General features: G+C 48.1%; 19 protein-coding genes and 1 pseudogene. 2 read left to right on the forward strand and 18 right to left on the reverse strand.

All coding sequences use genetic code 11. The features are described from left to right. From NSB25_RS13485 to NSB25_RS13505, 5 genes and pseudogenes are all read right to left on the reverse strand, one after another. A pseudogene (locus tag NSB25_RS13485) lies at positions 1 to 199 on the reverse strand (ATP-binding protein); the annotation flags it as partial. Positions 200 to 261: 62 nt separating this feature from the next. Then, complete coding sequence (locus NSB25_RS13490; protein ID WP_330671175.1) at positions 262 to 1,005, reverse strand: replication initiator protein A; 744 nt, start codon at positions 1,003 to 1,005, stop codon at positions 262 to 264. A gap of 121 nt (positions 1,006 to 1,126) precedes the next feature. Continuing rightward, complete coding sequence (locus NSB25_RS13495; RefSeq protein WP_257479264.1) at positions 1,127 to 1,513, reverse strand: cysteine-rich VLP domain-containing protein; 387 nt, start codon at positions 1,511 to 1,513, stop codon at positions 1,127 to 1,129. Beyond that, positions 1,503 to 3,134 (reverse strand): relaxase/mobilization nuclease domain-containing protein, encoded by a 1,632-nt coding sequence (locus NSB25_RS13500; protein ID WP_257479265.1) that lies wholly within the window; start codon positions 3,132 to 3,134, stop codon positions 1,503 to 1,505. Before NSB25_RS13500 ends, NSB25_RS13495 begins: the two co-directional genes overlap by 11 nt. Continuing rightward, on the reverse strand, positions 3,106 to 3,501 hold the full coding sequence (locus NSB25_RS13505) for a plasmid mobilization protein (protein ID WP_103240173.1): 396 nt from the start codon (positions 3,499 to 3,501) through the stop codon (positions 3,106 to 3,108). Before NSB25_RS13505 ends, NSB25_RS13500 begins: the two co-directional genes overlap by 29 nt. Positions 3,502 to 3,804: 303 nt before the next feature. Here NSB25_RS13505 and NSB25_RS13510 point away from each other — a divergent pair, with 303 nt between their 5' ends. Beyond that, positions 3,805 to 4,164, forward strand: coding sequence for a hypothetical protein (locus NSB25_RS13510; RefSeq protein WP_146040054.1), 360 nt, complete (start codon positions 3,805 to 3,807; stop codon positions 4,162 to 4,164). Positions 4,165 to 4,174: 10 nt separating this feature from the next. Here NSB25_RS13510 and NSB25_RS13515 read toward each other — a convergent pair whose 3' ends face one another. From NSB25_RS13515 to NSB25_RS13575, 13 genes are all read right to left on the reverse strand, one after another. After that, on the reverse strand, positions 4,175 to 4,399 hold the full coding sequence (locus tag NSB25_RS13515) for a helix-turn-helix domain-containing protein (protein WP_103240175.1): 225 nt from the start codon (positions 4,397 to 4,399) through the stop codon (positions 4,175 to 4,177). Beyond that, positions 4,371 to 4,829 carry an RNA polymerase sigma factor gene (locus NSB25_RS13520; protein WP_103240176.1) on the reverse strand — a complete coding sequence of 153 codons (459 nt, stop codon included), beginning with the start codon at positions 4,827 to 4,829 and terminating at the stop codon, positions 4,371 to 4,373. The genes NSB25_RS13515 and NSB25_RS13520 overlap by 29 nt, the downstream gene beginning before the upstream one ends. 138 nt (positions 4,830 to 4,967) lie before the next feature. Continuing rightward, positions 4,968 to 6,674 carry a DUF4624 family lipoprotein gene (locus tag NSB25_RS13525; RefSeq protein WP_103240177.1) on the reverse strand — a complete coding sequence of 569 codons (1,707 nt, stop codon included), beginning with the start codon at positions 6,672 to 6,674 and terminating at the stop codon, positions 4,968 to 4,970. After that, entirely contained in the window at positions 6,667 to 7,041 is a 375-nt protein-coding gene (locus NSB25_RS13530) for a BlaI/MecI/CopY family transcriptional regulator (protein ID WP_103240178.1), read from the reverse strand. Before NSB25_RS13530 ends, NSB25_RS13525 begins: the two co-directional genes overlap by 8 nt. 368 nt (positions 7,042 to 7,409) lie before the next feature. Beyond that, entirely contained in the window at positions 7,410 to 7,550 is a 141-nt protein-coding gene (locus NSB25_RS13535) for a Maff2 family mobile element protein (RefSeq protein WP_002586628.1), read from the reverse strand. 472 nt (positions 7,551 to 8,022) lie between these two features. Beyond that, positions 8,023 to 8,181 carry a hypothetical protein gene (locus NSB25_RS13540; protein ID WP_172455131.1) on the reverse strand — a complete coding sequence of 53 codons (159 nt, stop codon included), beginning with the start codon at positions 8,179 to 8,181 and terminating at the stop codon, positions 8,023 to 8,025. Further along, positions 8,162 to 8,341: a hypothetical protein gene (locus NSB25_RS13545; protein WP_016284615.1), complete on the reverse strand. Its 180-nt coding sequence runs from the start codon at positions 8,339 to 8,341 to the stop codon at positions 8,162 to 8,164. The genes NSB25_RS13540 and NSB25_RS13545 overlap by 20 nt, the downstream gene beginning before the upstream one ends. Next, on the reverse strand, positions 8,334 to 10,121 hold the full coding sequence (locus tag NSB25_RS13550; protein WP_103240179.1) for a VirD4-like conjugal transfer protein, CD1115 family: 1,788 nt from the start codon (positions 10,119 to 10,121) through the stop codon (positions 8,334 to 8,336). The genes NSB25_RS13545 and NSB25_RS13550 overlap by 8 nt, the downstream gene beginning before the upstream one ends. Then, positions 10,118 to 10,600: a PcfB family protein gene (locus tag NSB25_RS13555; RefSeq protein ID WP_103240180.1), complete on the reverse strand. Its 483-nt coding sequence runs from the start codon at positions 10,598 to 10,600 to the stop codon at positions 10,118 to 10,120. Before NSB25_RS13555 ends, NSB25_RS13550 begins: the two co-directional genes overlap by 4 nt. Positions 10,601 to 10,641: 41 nt before the next feature. Continuing rightward, positions 10,642 to 10,869 (reverse strand): DUF5348 domain-containing protein, encoded by a 228-nt coding sequence (locus tag NSB25_RS13560; RefSeq protein ID WP_103240181.1) that lies wholly within the window; start codon positions 10,867 to 10,869, stop codon positions 10,642 to 10,644. Between the two features lie 31 nt (positions 10,870 to 10,900). Then, positions 10,901 to 11,890, reverse strand: coding sequence for a DUF6017 domain-containing protein (locus tag NSB25_RS13565; protein WP_103240182.1), 990 nt, complete (start codon positions 11,888 to 11,890; stop codon positions 10,901 to 10,903). Between the two features lie 375 nt (positions 11,891 to 12,265). Beyond that, entirely contained in the window at positions 12,266 to 12,520 is a 255-nt protein-coding gene (locus tag NSB25_RS13570) for a hypothetical protein (protein ID WP_146040055.1), read from the reverse strand. Next, positions 12,513 to 14,315, reverse strand: a complete 1,803-nt coding sequence (locus NSB25_RS13575; RefSeq protein WP_146040056.1) for a DUF6044 family protein — start codon at positions 14,313 to 14,315, stop codon at positions 12,513 to 12,515. Before NSB25_RS13575 ends, NSB25_RS13570 begins: the two co-directional genes overlap by 8 nt. Positions 14,316 to 14,390: 75 nt before the next feature. Here NSB25_RS13575 and NSB25_RS13580 point away from each other — a divergent pair, with 75 nt between their 5' ends. Then, positions 14,391 to 15,896 (forward strand): SGNH/GDSL hydrolase family protein, encoded by a 1,506-nt coding sequence (locus NSB25_RS13580; RefSeq protein ID WP_103240185.1) that lies wholly within the window; start codon positions 14,391 to 14,393, stop codon positions 15,894 to 15,896. Positions 15,897 to 15,902: the final 6 nt, after the last annotated feature.

Consider the following 15,902-nt stretch of genomic DNA (forward strand, 5'->3'; position numbering starts at 1 on the left):
TTTCCCGGCGTTTCCGCTGGCAGTCACATTCTTTCGGGTGGCGGTCACGCCCGAAAAAGGTTTTGCCCTCCGGGAAGTAGGCTTCTTTGGGCTGGCGGCAGCTCCCGCAATATAAAAGCCCGTCCTCGCCCGTGTAGTCCTCCGGCTCTGCTTCCTGTGCCGTGGCAAGCCGGAAAATGGCGTTATCATAATCGCTCATAAAATCGTCCTCCTTGTTCATGGTCTTTTACGCCCTGTTTACGGGGCGTTGTATTTATGTGGTCAAAGGCTCTCGCCCTCTTTGTAGGAATAATCGGGGATTCCTTTCTTTCCTGTGCCTTTCCTGTCACGTCTTGCCCACATACGGACAGCGGCGGCATGGTTGGCGTACACTTTCCCATAGGCGGCTATGAACTCGCTCAATTCCTCAATGAACCGTTCCAGCCTGTCCGGGTATTCCCCTTTCAGCTCCGCATACTCGGATTCGGAGAGGAAAAGGTTTTTATATCTGCCAAAGGGTGCGGGCTGCTCCCCACTCACTCCTTTTCGTTGGTTCTCTTTTAGTTGGTTTATAGTAAGTTGGTTAGGGGTCGGTTTTCCGTCCAACGCAAAGGTCGGTTTTCCGTCCTTATGAGGGTCGCTTTTCCGGCTATCAGAGGGTCGGTTTTCCGGCTGTATGGCGGTCATATGGTCGGAAAACTGTACCACTGGCATTTGCGGTATTTTCACATAAAGACGGTTCGGTGCGGAGAAGCCCCGGCGTTCCCTCACCAGAAGCCCGGCAGCGTCCAGCTCGTTCAGTGCGCTTTTTATGGCGGTGCTGCCTTTATCCAGCATTTCCGTTATCTCCGAAACGGGATAGACAATATACGTCCTGCCCTCGCTGTCCTGCCAGCCGTTCTTCTGTGAGAGGGTGGAACGGTCAAGAAGCAGCCCATAGAGCAGCCTTGCAGTATGCGACAAGTCCATTTTCAGCAGAAAATAGGGATAGGGCAGAAAACGGGGCAATATGGTGTCGGCTGTGATGTATTCGGTTATGGTTCTCACCTCCTGTCTGTGGCTTCTGTTACGCAGTTAAAACGGCATTTTCGGGGGTAAAGGATAAATGTATCGGCTACCCGTTGAGGGCGGTCAAAAAAGCCTTGATTTATGGGGGTCTGGAATATCCTAAAGCGTGACATTTATCCCTCTGTTTCCGCTTGCGCTGTGCGGCTTTGATTCTTTTCATGCGTCCGGCGCAGTCCGGGCAGTATTTCCCCCGGTTTGACTTGGGGAGAAAATACCCGCCGCACTCGGTACAGCGTTTCCTGTCTGCCCGGTGGAGCAGGGCGGCTTCCAGTTTCCCGTCCAATGGCAGCACGGCGGCAATGAACCAGCGGCATAAAAGGGAATAGCTGATACTCTGGACGCATACGCAAGGCTCGCCGTTATCCAGCAAGATACAGTTGCCGTTATCGTAGTTGCAGCACTCATGCACAAGGCGGCGGGCGGCTCTGTACTGTGGGTAGTCCATGTAGGGGCGTTTACCGTTCATTTTCCCGCCCCTTTCCCCGTTCCGGCTCACGGCGTAATATCTTGTCAAGATTGCTTTTCACGGTCTGCAATTCCCGGACGTTCTCTTTCTTCTCCCGGTACTCGTTGTAAAGGGCGTTTTTCTCTTTGGTAAGCTGCTCAATCTCCGCTTGTAAGGTCTTGGAAGCTGGCAGCTTTTGGATTCCCTGTGCCTTGAAATACCGGGCGGCAGATTCGGAAATGATAAACTCGCTTTCGTGCTGCTCCCGGTAGCTCTTGCGGGCTTTCTCTGTTTTCTGTGCTTTCAGCCCGTCACGGGCGGGCTTGGTCTTGATGTACGCCAATAGCTGTTTCTGCAAGTCCTTTTTCTCCCGCAAAGTGCTTTCCACGGCTTTTAGTTCCGCATGGACGTTTGACAGCTCTGCGCTGGCGGCGGCAAGGGCGGCTTCCAATTCCTCCGGGGAAGAAAAGCCGGATTCCTCGTAAACGCTCATGGTAGCCGCCATTTGCTTTAGATTGTGAACAGCCGCCCAGCGGTCATATCCTATACCCTTGCCCTCGGCTCGCTTCGCTTCCCGGTCTACCATGCGTTGTACTCCGTCATTTTTCGGGGCGTTTACAGCGGCTTTGTTGCGCTGTAAGCGGTCTTTTATGCTCCGGGGGTATTCCTGTTTGGGTAGGGGCTTTTCGGCGGCTCTGGCGGCGTTCTGTGCGTTTTGGGTGAGTGCTTCCAGTACGGCGGCACGGTCAAAATCATCACCTAATTTCCGGGCGGTGATGGGCTTCGTCCTGTCCGGCGTGAGATAGGATAGCCGCCCCCGGCTCTCCTTGACGGTCACGCCCTGTTGTAGCAGCTTCCCGGAAAAATCCTCAAAGGAAACGGCAGAGGACAGGACGGCTCGGATTGTGCGCCGTAATTTCTCCTTGTCGGTTTCAAACTTGGTCTGTTTGGGCGGCTCTCCCGTGGCGGCTTGGGAAGCGTTCTCCTTATCCAGTGCGGCTTGTCCTTTCCGTTTCGCCCAATACTCACGCTCGGTAATGCGGTTCTTGCTCCCGTTCAGCAAGTCAATCTGATAGAGGTTTTCCCGGTGGCACATTTCCATGACTTCCGCTTTGAAATACTCCATAGCTGCGTCCGTACAGCGGTGCTTGCAGCCCTCCCTTGTGTCGGCTGGTCTTTCCATGTACGGCAGCAATGGCACTTCCGCAATCCGTAGGGAATTGATTACGATATGCACATGGATGTTGCCGCTGTGGTTATGCCCGTCCGGGTGGGTGCATACAAGGGCTTGGTGTCCGGGGAAATGTGTCTTGCAAAATTCCTCGCCCAACGCTTGCGCCCGGTCTACGGTCAAGCCGTTGTCTGGTGCGTCACGGGGGTCAAAACTGATAATGTAATGGTGGCTCTTTACGTCCTCCCGTTTCTGGTTCTTGCCGTATTTCAGATTGGAACGCATACAGGCGATTGCAAAATCTTCCTCACCGCAATTCAAAGAGGAAATGCGGTAATCGTCACGGATAACAAGCTGCCCGTTTCCGTCCAGTGTGGGCTTCATGGTAAACTCGTCATGCTCAAAGGTTAGGTACTGCTCGGCAGCTCCGTAATCGGCATTTTTAGAGCTGATATGTTTGAATGTTGCCAACGGCTTCACCTACTTTCTGCAAGACTTCAAACTTCAAGGCGGCAAGCTCCGCTGTGGTGGCTCGTACCTCTTGGGAGAGGGCGTTATAGGGTGCGCCGTACTCGTTCAGACAGCGGGCAATCTGGTTCAAGTTGCCGCCGATTTTCCCGTATTCGGCTGTGAGTTTCCCAACGGCAGAAAGCAGTTCATCATTGACCGGGGAAACGGTGATAACCGGGCGTATGCTTGACTTAATAAGGGCTTGCCGGATAAACTCGGCTTGGCTCATTTTGCAGAGGGTGACACGCTCGGAAAACTCGGCGTATTCTTCCTCGGTCAAGCGTGTCTTGATTACCCGGTGGCGGTGGGGCGTGTTGTATCTTTTCATGGCTTTCAGCTCCTTTCTTTTTATGGTTTGCCCTCTCACCAATAGGAGAAAAACAGGGGGCAAAGCGGAAGTGTTTTTTGAAAAATCCGAAAATATTTTTTCGGGGATTTTTCAAGCGGCGCAAGCCGCAAAAAGGCGGGCTTGGGGTGGCAACCCCAACAAGATTCCCATAGGACAAAATGAGCGATTAGCGAAATTTGGTACTGTGGTAGAATCTTGCTCTAAGAAACTGCGCTGTGTGGTATCTTCACTTACTATCCAGCTTTCCGGGGCTGGTTTGTTGCGTTCCGGCGAAAATTTCTCATGGAATTTTCTGATACCCTCGACGGACGGGGCAGGGATTCTGCCAAAGCTGCGGAAACATTTCTCCCCCTAATACCTACAACACCACGCAAAGCAAAATTGACGGTGATTTGCGGAAATTTCTTCATTTTCCTTTCATTTCCCACACCACCAAAAATTGAAAACTGCCAAACAAACAGGACACATTTTCTCTTTGTCCGCCCTCCACGGACAGCTTGCGGATTTGCCAAACGGGAGAGAAGATTTCTTTCTAATCCCCCTTTGCACGGCGCAATACTGGCGATTTTTGAAAATGCCAAAAATGAGCGCAAAAAAACAGGAAATCTTTTTTTGATTTCCTGTCATGGTGTGCCGCTGTGATGGGCGGCGGTTATTCAGTTTTTTTGTATGGCTGTTCATCAAACCGAAACTTAAATAGGGCAGTGACAAGACGCTGTTTTATGCTGTCCTCGGTGTCTTTGTTGATGTGTCCGTTTTCAAGGGAAGCAAGTCGGATTTGCTTGCCGTAATGCTGCAAAACTTTGTCAACGGCTTCCGGCTCTCCGCTGGTCGCCCGGACAATCGTTTCATAGGGCAAAAGATTCGGATTCCCCATGTGAAAGCACCTCCATTTTCCTTTGCAGGAGTTTTAACGTCCTGCGGATTTGATACCCGGTTGTACTCCGGCAGCGTCCATACATTTCCCCGATTTCCTGTTGTGTATAATCCCCGAAAAAGTAAAGGAAAATGATTTCCCGGTTTTTCTTTGGCAAGGATAACAGGGCAGCGGCAAGCTCCCCATTGGTGAGGATAACTGTCTGACCGCATATCGTTATGGGGTATTCTTCATAGGGTGCTTCAAAATATTCGTCTGTTGTGCCTAAAGGGTAAAATTTTTCTTCTGTGAGGTATTCAAGGGATATTTCTTTTTGCCGCCGTCTGCTTCTGTCACGCCATGCGTTGAGTGCCGCAAAGCGTATGACGGTCTTGCAAAAGCCGTTGAACGTATACATGATATGTTCTTTGTATGCTTCTGTGCAAGGCATAAATATTCCCCCTTTCTCCCACATGGGGCGGTGCATGGTTATTGGTTACTTTTTATAATTCAGAGAGGCGATAGTATTTTAGACTGTCGCCCCTTGACTACAACTGGCAGAATATAAATATAGAAGCTATTATTTTCCTTAATTTGATTTACGTGGACGTTCCCTTTCTCGCACTAAACCACTCTCGAAAATAACTTCAATTTTTGCATAATTTATTTCAGTTCCAACAAATCTTATAACATACTCATTTTCTTTCAAAATATTATTTAATGAAATTGTAAAAGTATCATTTTCAATATTCTCATTCCATGTATTTGCCCAGATAAGTTCATCTGTTTCATTATCTCTTATTTCAACAAGTCCACTTTTTCCGTCCATTTGAAAAGAGATTTTTGCTTTTAAAGTACTTATATCCTCGGATACACAGAATAGCCTTTCATTTACAAACGGGTCTGTATCATCATAGTATCTATCCAATTCCATTTCAAAAATTGAATTTTTATTATCTGATTCGACATTTCCACAAATATCTGCGACAGCTTCCATGACTAATTTCTTTTCTTCCTGTGTAAGAGTGTTCATATACTCACACTGCTCGGCAACATCTTCCATAAGCGTTTCCATATTGTCAAATGGTCCGATAGAGGTATAACTATCTTTTCGTACCAATACAAACTTAATGCTTCCGGCAGAAACAGAAGAAAGCGGCTTGTCATCTTCCCCTGCACCATCACAAAAAATGTAGTATACTCCGTCTTCTGTCAATATTTCATTCAGTATTTCACTGTCCTTCCATGTTTTCATATCATTAGCAGCAGAAGGGGCGGCATATGCGCCGGTTACAAAAAAGCAAACGCAAACAGCAGCCGTAAAAATAGCAGTGATAGCAATAATCGCTTTTGATTTTTTCCTAAATTTCATAATCGCACCTAACCTTTCTTTTAATTGTTCTGCTCCCTCTGTCAATGTAACGGAAGCTAAAGAACTTTTGTAAAGATTGTTTGATTTCAAAAAAGAAATCAGTGTGTCCCCATACTCACGCTTTGCTTTTTCATTAAGTATGGATATGACTTTTTCATCACATGACAATTCACAAGATTTATTCACTTCCTTTTCTAGCAGATATACAAAAGGATTGAACCAGTGGACGCACACAACAATCTGTATCAGCCATTTATAAAACATATCCCTCTGCTTGTAGTGAATCAGCTCATGCACAAAGATATAAGACAACTCTTTATCTTCCCATTCGCCAACAGGCAAAATGATTCTTGGTCGAAAGAAACCAATCAGCATAGGGGAAGCAATCAGCGGATTACAGGATAATTCTACCCTTGTCTTAATTTTCAGTTTTTCTTCACAATCAGATAGCAGATTCAAGATTTTTATATCTGATACTTCTTTATTTCCTGCTTTGATGTATTGGATAAAGCCTTGATAAACCGTTACTTTGCGGACAAATAAAACCAGTGCCAATGCTGACCAGATAAAAAACAGGCAGACATATTTGTCAACTGGCTCACGCATGGCAGCGGTGGTTATTTCCCGGTTTGTCTGTATCGGCTCTGCTTTGCTGTTACCCGTATCTGCGGGAACGGGTACATTGGGGTTTGTAGGGATTTCATTTGTTATTGCTGTTGTGTCGAATTTTTCAAACAGACTTCCAATAATCGTAGTGTCGGGAGTAAAGGGAAGCAGAAAACGCAAAGCAACAACTATCCAGATATAATACTGCCAACGCTTGCTGAATTTGTTTTTATACAGCGGCTTCAATCCCAAAATGAGAAGCAGTAACAGTGCGCCGGAAACAGACAGCGACAATAATATTTTTATAAATTCACTCATTTTCTTCTCTCCAAAATCTTTCAATCTCTTTCAATTCGTCTGCCGAAAGAATATCCTGCCGCAACAAGGTTGATACTAAGTTTTTCACATTCCCGCCATAGACTTTATCAAGAAAGCTGTGGGTCTGCATGGTCTGGTATTCAGCTTCTGTTACCGTAGCCACATACTCATTTTTCCTGCCGATTTTTTTGACTTTCAAGAACTTTTTTTCTCCTAAACGGGAAAGCAGCGTGAGTACGGTGTTGTTCTTCCATTCGTTTTTATCTTTTTCCAATTCCTCCATGATGAGGGAGTATAAAGCCGCCCCTCCATTCTTCCAGATGATTTTCATTAGTACCAATTCGGATTCAGAAATTTGCTGCGCCATTTTGTCCTCCTTTTATCTTAACATTTTGTGGGTGTATAAATATCTTAACATTTTGTGGGTGATAATGCAATACCCTAATGAAAATTTAAGAATTTATAAAAAGATATGAAAGATAGGGGGGATTTCGTAGTAGTCGGCATTGTGGGAATGTGTATAACTGGCTATCTTATGGAATTGTGGGTAACTCTGTTTGCAGCATGTGGGAAAGCTGCACTTTAGCTTTTCCATGTGCTGTGAATAGAGTTATCCATGATTCCATAGCCTGTTATGCACATTTCCACAATGCTTGTCTTTTGGTCTTTAGCTTCTTTTGGTTCGGAATAGTGTGGTGCTGGCGGTCTATCTCTTGTTTTCGGTTGCTTGCTTCTTTACCGTACATGAGCATTCGCGCCCGGATTGTCATTGCCATAGCCCTCCATGAGATTGATCACGCCCCAAATGCCAAGTCCGGCTCCAAGTGCTACAACAAGGGTCTGCAAAACGTCTACTGCGCTATTGAAAAATGCCATGAATATATCCTTTCTGCCGCGTCTGCGGCTGTCCGGCAAGCGGACAAAAGGCGGTCAGCGTTTTGGTCGCCGCCGCATAAAAAAACCGCCCTGTATGAAAGGCGGCGTCCCCGCGCTGCGTAAGTTCTGCGGCGCGGCGGTATTCAGTTGTAAGGGGTTGGGCGGTACGCCCCACGGTAGGGGCGCGTACCATGTAGCCCGTGTTTACGTTCTTGATTTCCGATCAGCTCCTTAAAAATCTTTTTATGAATGACAGGTAGGAAAGGGTCTTTTTCCGTAGCAGTCGGCGGTGTGGGAATGTGGGTAACTGGCTGCTCTTTTGGGGCTGTGGGAAACGCTGTTTGCAGGACGTGGGAAAGCCGCACTTTGGCTTTTCCATGTGCTGTGAATGGCGTTTTCCATAGTCCCATAGCCTGTTATCCACATTTCCACGGCGCAAGGGGCGCGTATCTCATGCCCGGTTTTTCTGTTCTTAACTGCAATCCCTCCTTTCTCCCTGCTGGTGGGTCAGCTCCATGTGCCGGATATAGCTTTCTGTCCCCTTAATAGCAGCGTCAACCGCCCCGGCTATAAGTAGCTGCCACTTCATAACCTCCCGTATCTCCATTTCTTTACTGATACCTTTCTTCATGGTCTGCGTCCTCCTGTAAATGCGCCCGGTTCTTCTCGTAGAGCCGTTCACAATCCTTAATAAATTTCCGCAGGGCAGCTTCCCGCCGCTGTTCCTCCCGGATTTTTGGGTTGACAAGCACCGTAAACCGCCGCCTGTCAGTTCCGGGGTGTTCACTCATGGTCTGTGTCCTCCTGTAAGCCCTCCCCGTCAATCTCGTAGTAGGCAAATTCTTCCTCCGGCTTCACAATGGCGGGGCGGCGTTTGATGTGCTTTTCCATGTCAAAGGCGTTTTTCGGGTCTGCGTCGGAAAGGTACTTGTATTTCGGGTGTTTTGTGATGTCAAATTTATCCGAAAAGAACGGGCGCACTCCGCGCACCTGTAAAATGCACTTGCCCCCGTCCATAACGGCGATCTCGTCCTGTGTCATAAGCTCTTTCCCCAGCTTTTGATAGTTCAGCCCGTGGGAAAGCTCCCGTCCCCGCGTTTCAGAGGTGTTAAAGCTGTCTATGGTTTCCTTGCCTAAAAGTTCCGACATTTCTTTAAGGGTTGTTTTTTCTTTGCCGCCCAAGAAAAGGGTCGTGTCGCAATTCCCCGTGATTGTGTCGGCGTTGTCCTTGTAAATGGCTTTTAGCTGGCTCTGTGACTGCAAGATGATTGAAGCGGAGATTTCCCGGCTCCGTATGGTTGCTATGAGTTTTTCAAACTTCGGTATCTGCCCGATATTGGCAAATTCATCAAGCAAGCACCTTACATGGACGGGAAGCCGCCCGCCGTATTCATCATCTGCTTTATCGCAAAGCAAGTTGAATAGCTGTGTGTAGAGAATACTCACGACAAAGTTAAAGGTGTCGTCGGTGTCGCTGATAATGACAAACAGGGCGGTCTTTCTGTCCCCCAGCGTGTCAAGCTCCATTTCGTCCGTTTCCATTAGCTCCCGCAGCTCCCGTATGTCAAATGGCGCAAGCCGCGCACCGCAGGAAATGAGGATAGAGCTTCGCGTCTTGCCCGCCGATAGCAGGAATTTCTTGTACTGCCGGACAGCGAAATGCTCCGGGTCTTTTTCTTCCAGCCGTTCAAACATGAGGTCAACAGGGCTTTGAAATTCCGGGTCGTCCTCGCGGGCTTCGCTGGCGTTTATCATTTCAAGCAGCGTCGTGAAGTTCTTTTCTTCCTCCGGGGCTTCATAGTGGATATAGCCGATAAGGGCGCAGTAAAAAAGCCGTTCCGACTTCACCCAAAAATCCTCCCCGGATTTCTCCCCGTCGCCTTTAGTGTTGGCGATTATGGTATTTACCAGCTTCAAAATGTCTTTCTCGCTCCGCAGATAGGCAAAGGGATTGTAGCGCATGGACTTTTTGAAATTGATTGTGTTCAGCACTTTTATCCGATAGCCGCCCCGCTGTAAGAGCTTCCCGCACTCGATTAAGACAGTGCCTTTCGGGTCTGTGACAACATAGCTGCTGTGCATTTGCATAAGCGACGGTTTGACGAAAAACCTTGTCTTGCCGCTGCCGGAACCGCCGATCACAAGGATATTTTTGTTTCTTGCATATTTCGGCTGCTTCGGGCGGCTGTTCATGGTGAGCCGTTCCGTCTGTGTTAAGGGGATATTGTTCTCAAATACCGGGTCTGTGTACGGCTTTATATCGTCGGCGGTTCCCCAGCGGGCGGAACCGTACTCAATGCCTTTGCGGTACTTCTTCGCGTTCTTGCCTTTTAGGTAAACGGCAAGCCGGATAATCACCGCCCCGGCAACGCCGATCAGCAGGTCGGCGGGGTGGAAGCTGGGCGCGGCACTGGCAAAGGCGGCGGTAAAGCCCTCCCCAAGATGTAATATCTTTGCGCTTGCGTCCATGCCGGGGGAAAGCCGGACAGCCGCGCCCACCTTGTCAAACAGGTACACAAAGAGCAGATACGGGAGATTGAGAATAAGCAGCTTTTTGATTTCCGGCTTCATAGCGATACCTCCCTGTCCTTGTTTTTGGTCTGCTGGCGGCTGGCGTTCAGCTCCTTTGCCTTTTCCCGGAAAGCGGCTAATGCCTTTCGGATTGAGGGCTTCTTATCCTGCGTCAGCTTCTTTGCGGAAAACTCCTTGAAAGCGGCGGTCAGCGCGTCCGCGTCCCTGCCCTTAAAGAATACAAGGTAGCGGGGCGGGGTTTCCGTCGCGTCCTTTTTCAGCGCAAAGTCGATACCATATTTTTTCGCTGTACTCTCAAAGGCTTTGATGTTGTCCTTTGTGATCTCAATGTTGGAAACGCCTGTATTCTGCTTCATAAGCTGCTTTAGGGTCTGCTTCCCGTGGGGGATTGCCTGTCTGTCAAGCTCTTTCTTTGCCTGTGAGAGCAGCTTTTTGATTGCCTTTTGCAGCACTTCGGCGGTCAGCTTCCCGGTCTTGATATACAGGGCAACGGTTTTTTCGTTGATTTCGTCCTGCATGGGGTCTGTCCCTCCTTTCGGGGTAATCTATGGGGCGGCGGTCAGATACGCACCCGCAGCCCGTTTAAGTCGTCGGCTCTGATACCCACCAAGTACCATTCCTGCGCCATGTTCATTTCAATACGGGTCGGCTTCCATTTGCCGCGTGTGAACACGTCGAAACATTCCCCGCAATGCAGCCCGCCGTAATAACTGGCAAGGTCAAAGCGAATGTCATAGCGGTCTGTGCGCTCGTCAAATACCAATGCTCCCGTCATTTTCTGTGCCATAATAAAATCCTCCTTTTGTGGTTGTGGGTGGTTACAGGCTTTCGCCCGGTTTGAATGAATAGGGGTCGTGCGGCTCCTGTGGCGCAAGTGCGCCGCTTGCCATGTCGTGAGCCACAAGGGACGTGTAATAATTGCCGATTGTGGACGGGGCATTGAAAAGCACCGCCCGTAAATACTGCTTGATGTTGCGGATTTTGGTTGTGTTCTCTTTCATGCAGTCCAGTACAAAGCGGATATGTTCAGCGTCCAGCTTCATAAACTTTGCTTTCACCAGCTCGGCGGGGTAGTCGTCCCCGGCAATGCGGATTGTCTTTCTCCGGGTGCAGACGGTTTCCAGCATGAGGTCTACAATCTCATTCAGCCTGTCCCCGTCAAACTTCATATCCTGTATGAGAATGTCATAGTCGATATTGTCCTTGATGATCTCCCGGTAAATTTCAAAAGCGGTCTGTGCTTCCGCTTCCTTTCGTTTCCGTTCCGGCGGCGCAGCCGCTTCCTGCTCCAAAGGAGAGGGGTTAGGGGAAAGGATAGGAATGGAATGGGTACTTTGTAAATCCGTATTTATTTTTTCTTTTGTTGGTAAGTCAGTTCTTTGTATATCTTTATTTAATTGCATTGGATTTTCCGTCGTCGGTTTACCCGGTGTCGGATTTTCCAATATCGGATTGCCCGGTGTTGGATTTTCCAATGTCGGGTTATCCAATCCCGGCGGGGTGTCGTCCGGCGGCTGGGGCTGTTCATAAATGGTGTATTCAATGGCGGTCATTTTGCCTTTCTCGTCCCGTCCCTGCCGCCGCTTGATATATCCGGCTTTTTCAAGCTCCCATACGGCGGTACGGATAGCGTCGATACTTTCCCGGTTGATCTGTGACAGCCCCGCAAGGGTGTAGTCCCAATCTTCGGGAAGTGACAGCATTTGCGATAAAAGCCCTTTTGCCTTTAAGGTCAGCTCCTTGTTGCGTAAATGGTGGTTGCTCATAACGGTATAGCCCTTGTTGCGCTCCACTCGGAAAACTGCCATAGCTTCATCACTCCTTTGGTTGTGGATTTGTTACGCGATAGAACGCCATTTTGCCGGGGTTAGGTATAAATCCCTGTCCCCGGCAAAAGTGCGCCCGCAAAGCCGCATATAGCAAGGCTCTTTTTGCCCCTACTGCGTAACATGAGGGCATAAAAAAAGCGGCGTTCCTGTTCTCCCGTGTTGGGATAGAGAAACGCCGCGTATGCGTCGTATTCAGTTTTCATTTATTCTTTCTCAATGCTGTGTGCTGGTGGCTGGGCTGGCAGGGTTCCGGGCGGCATATCAAGGCTCTTTCCCTCAAAAGTAGTAAATTGGTAGTAAATTCAGCTTGAAATCCTGCTTGTATGCCCGTAAATCAAGGCTTTTTTGAGATAATCAACCATTTTGAAATAAAATCAGGCAAATTCCATACCACGGAATCTGCCATGTAATTCTATATAACCACATCAAAGGGACTGCAAGCAAATAGTTTACTACCTGAACATGTGCATCCGGAACCTGTGTAATTGTTCCCGCCAACATTTCAATAATGCACCTGTCATCATTGGTCTCGAAGCCCATTCCCATCTTATAAAATGCCAGCAGCAGCATTACGGCAGCCAGAATCGCAGCCATTATCATTCTATTCATACGCAGCAGCTTCATACAGCCAAATCCCCCAATAACTCGTCTCCGTCTCATAATAGCCCATAAACCTCAGTCCCAGTTCCTCTGCGTTTAATATCTCTCCACAGGAAAAAAGGTATTCACAGCCCAGTTCCTCCAGCGCCTTCCAATCAAATTCCAGCTGTTCATATACAACATTGTGCGCCTTGCCCAGCATCCACGCATTTCCGGTTGCCCCGTTGAACAGATAGCATCGACTTCCCCACTCGTCAAAATAAAGTCTGGTCTGTTCACTTTTTTCCAGTTCCTTTGCAATTGCCTGCCGAAAGCGATGTTTATATTCCAGCGGGTAATTGTTGGAATAACCATCCACTGTATAAAATCCATGCATCAGCGCAGGGGCGGGGCTCATTCCCAGATGAGCCACCTTATACGTTTCCGGACCGCGGCCAATGGCTTCTTCCAGCTGTTGCATCAATTCTTCGGCATAATAGCTCTCCCAGGAAATATATCCCGTAATTCCGGAGCCATTGTTCATCTGATTTACATTCATGTAGAAATAAGAATTTTCCTTGATTTCCTGCAGTGTCGGATAAAGCAGAATACACAGAACCAGACTTTTCACCGGCAATGAGCTGATAATCCCATGCAGATTTTCTTTTGCTCCGTTTTCCGGCTCCTGGGAATTCTGCGAAAACTCATCCCCCCATAGAGAACAACACAGCACAAACTCCAGAATCCAGCCTGCCGGGTACAGCCAGTAAACCCGTTCCAGCTGAAAATACCTCAGAAACCCTGTCTGATGATTCTTGAAATCCACAACCGGCTGTGACTTACACATGCCATAAAACAATGCAATCCCTGCCAGAATCACTATACCTGCCGCAGCGGCAATATAGCGCCTTTTTCTCTCAGGCTCCATCTTCCTCAGTTGCAGTCCCGCCAAAAAAAGCATCAGTAAAATGGGCGGAATCAGATACTTATGCAGTGACTCCGCGTGCTGGGCACTGTTCAGAAACACATTACAGATTGTCTCCCACACTGGCAGGGCATAATTCACCATTTCTTCTCTGTGGCTGACATAGCTGCCCTGTCCCAGGAACAATTCCAGGAATAGATTTCGATTCACTGTCACATAGATACCTGTAAGCCATACAAATCCCAACCAGAGCCATTTATTCCGCTGCCTTCCGACAAGCATCCAGATCAGCGCCAATCCCCAGAAACCCAATATCACATATCCGATGAGTACCAGATGGGAAGTCAGGCCAAAAAGCAAAAGCAGCAGCCCGCTCACCACTATATTCTTCTTCCGATACAGACACAGAAAGCAGTAAAACGCCAGCGGCACTCCGGCAATAGACAGCCCATACACAGGAGGCGTGGGCAGCATACAAAAACACCCTCCCGCCGCCAGCGAGAGAATACTGCTTCCTGTCATCTCTTTCACACAGAAATACATCCCGAAGAAAGCCGCCGCAAAAACCACACTGTATTGAATCAAAAATGCGCTGTACATATCCAGGAAATGATACAATGGGACAAACAATACCGCTGCCGGCTGCATGCCGCTGGCATTCACGCCGCCCAAAAGCTCCGGAAACACTTTCACTCCCGTTCCCAGATACTTCCCATTCAGCGCATAAGTCAGCAATGTCTCGTCCAGCTGGTCATGATAAGGAAAGACACACCCCTTTCCCAACTTTAAAAACGGGAAAAAGTTTACTGCCATCATCACAAACCCTATAATCCAAAGAGGAAATCTGTCTGCCGCCAAAACCATATGATTCATTTTGCGAAATATTATTTTCTGCTTCAATTTCCCTCCACTCTTTTCATCTCATTTTGAATATGTTAAAATAAAGGTCATTATAAAATCTAAGGAGAATGATTCATGCACAAGCAAAGCAGCAAACACATTATTCTGATTGCAGGCATACTCCTGCTTATTGCAGCCGGACTTGTCGGCCTGGTCCTGTACCGCTGCCACAGCAAAACTGTCTTCTCAGGTAATAATCCGCAGACAGACGATGGCAGAATGGATGATGATCTCATAAGGTTGTCCGAAGAAGATTACGAAGCCGTTCTTCTTTCCATGCATTCCCCCGGTCAGTTTCGGGAAGAAGATTTTTCTTCCTTCCGCGGAATCAATGCTCTTGTTACCTCCCACGCCATTTTGGACACTGCAGAGCTTTCCGCATATCTGGACTGCATTCTGAATTCCGGTAATGCCGTCACCAACCTTTATCTCTGCCTGGATCCGGAGCTTCTCTGGACAACCGTCAGACAAAATCCTGCTGACTGGAGTTCCGGCCTTCAGAATCATCTGTATTCCTATATGGAAGCGCATCCTGATATTACTTTCGAGATACTGCTTCCATATCCTTATATTGAGTACTGGCTGAATCTGAAGGAGGACAGGCTGAATACGCTTATTACCCTTTACCACACTTTGACAGTCGAGCTCTGCGCTTATCCAAATGTCAAAGTCTTTTTCCCTGGTGCGGAATACTGGCTGATGGTAAATCCCGACAATTATACGGATACCTTCTTTGATGCCAATGAAATCATCACGCAGAAAATTTTCCTGTCTGTCTTCTGTGACAGCCTTTATCAGATTACACCCGAAAACGAAGATTCCTGCTGGACTTCTCTCCGTGACCTGATAGCCCGCGAAAAAGCCTCACCGACCTTTTACCCTGATCTGTCCGACTGGTGCCTGGTATTCTTCGGGGACAGTGTCCTTGGCAATTTCCCGGGCAGCTCCTCCATTCCCGGTTATGTGGCCGGACTGTCCGATGCTGCAGTTTATAATTTCGCCATAGGCGGGTCCAGCGGTGCCTCCCACGGCGAGGGCACACAGGATTTTCCAAATATTATCGATGACTTCCTGGCAGAGAATACTTCTCCTTCTGATTCCGGTACCCTCTTCACCCCCGGGGGGGAAGAAGCCGGGAATTTCAGACGAAAAAATCTCTGTTTTATTATCAACTACGGTTTTAATGACTATTTCAGCGGCTCCCGGATAGAAAACCTCGAGGATCCTTATGACACAGCAACTTTCAAAGGCGGTCTGCGCACCTGTATTACCAAATTGCAGACAGCTTTTCCCGATGCCGGCTTCATTCTGGTTACGCCTACCCACACCGGCTATTTCAACCGGGGAATGGACAAAAACGGTACTGACGGCGATATTTTTCCCGCCTATATCAGCGCATCTCTGGAACTGGCTGAAGAATTAAACCTGTCATTTATCGACAATTATAACAATTATATCATTACAGATGAAAATCTGGGAGAGTACCTGTCGGATACCTGCCATCCCAACGAAAAGGGGCGCCTGCTTCTGGCCACCACACTTATGTACTTTATCCATGAAGAGATGGCTGACAACATTTAATTCAGG

The sequence above is a fragment of the Acetatifactor muris genome (assembly GCF_024623325.1).
Lineage (GTDB): Bacteria > Bacillota > Clostridia > Lachnospirales > Lachnospiraceae > Acetatifactor > Acetatifactor muris.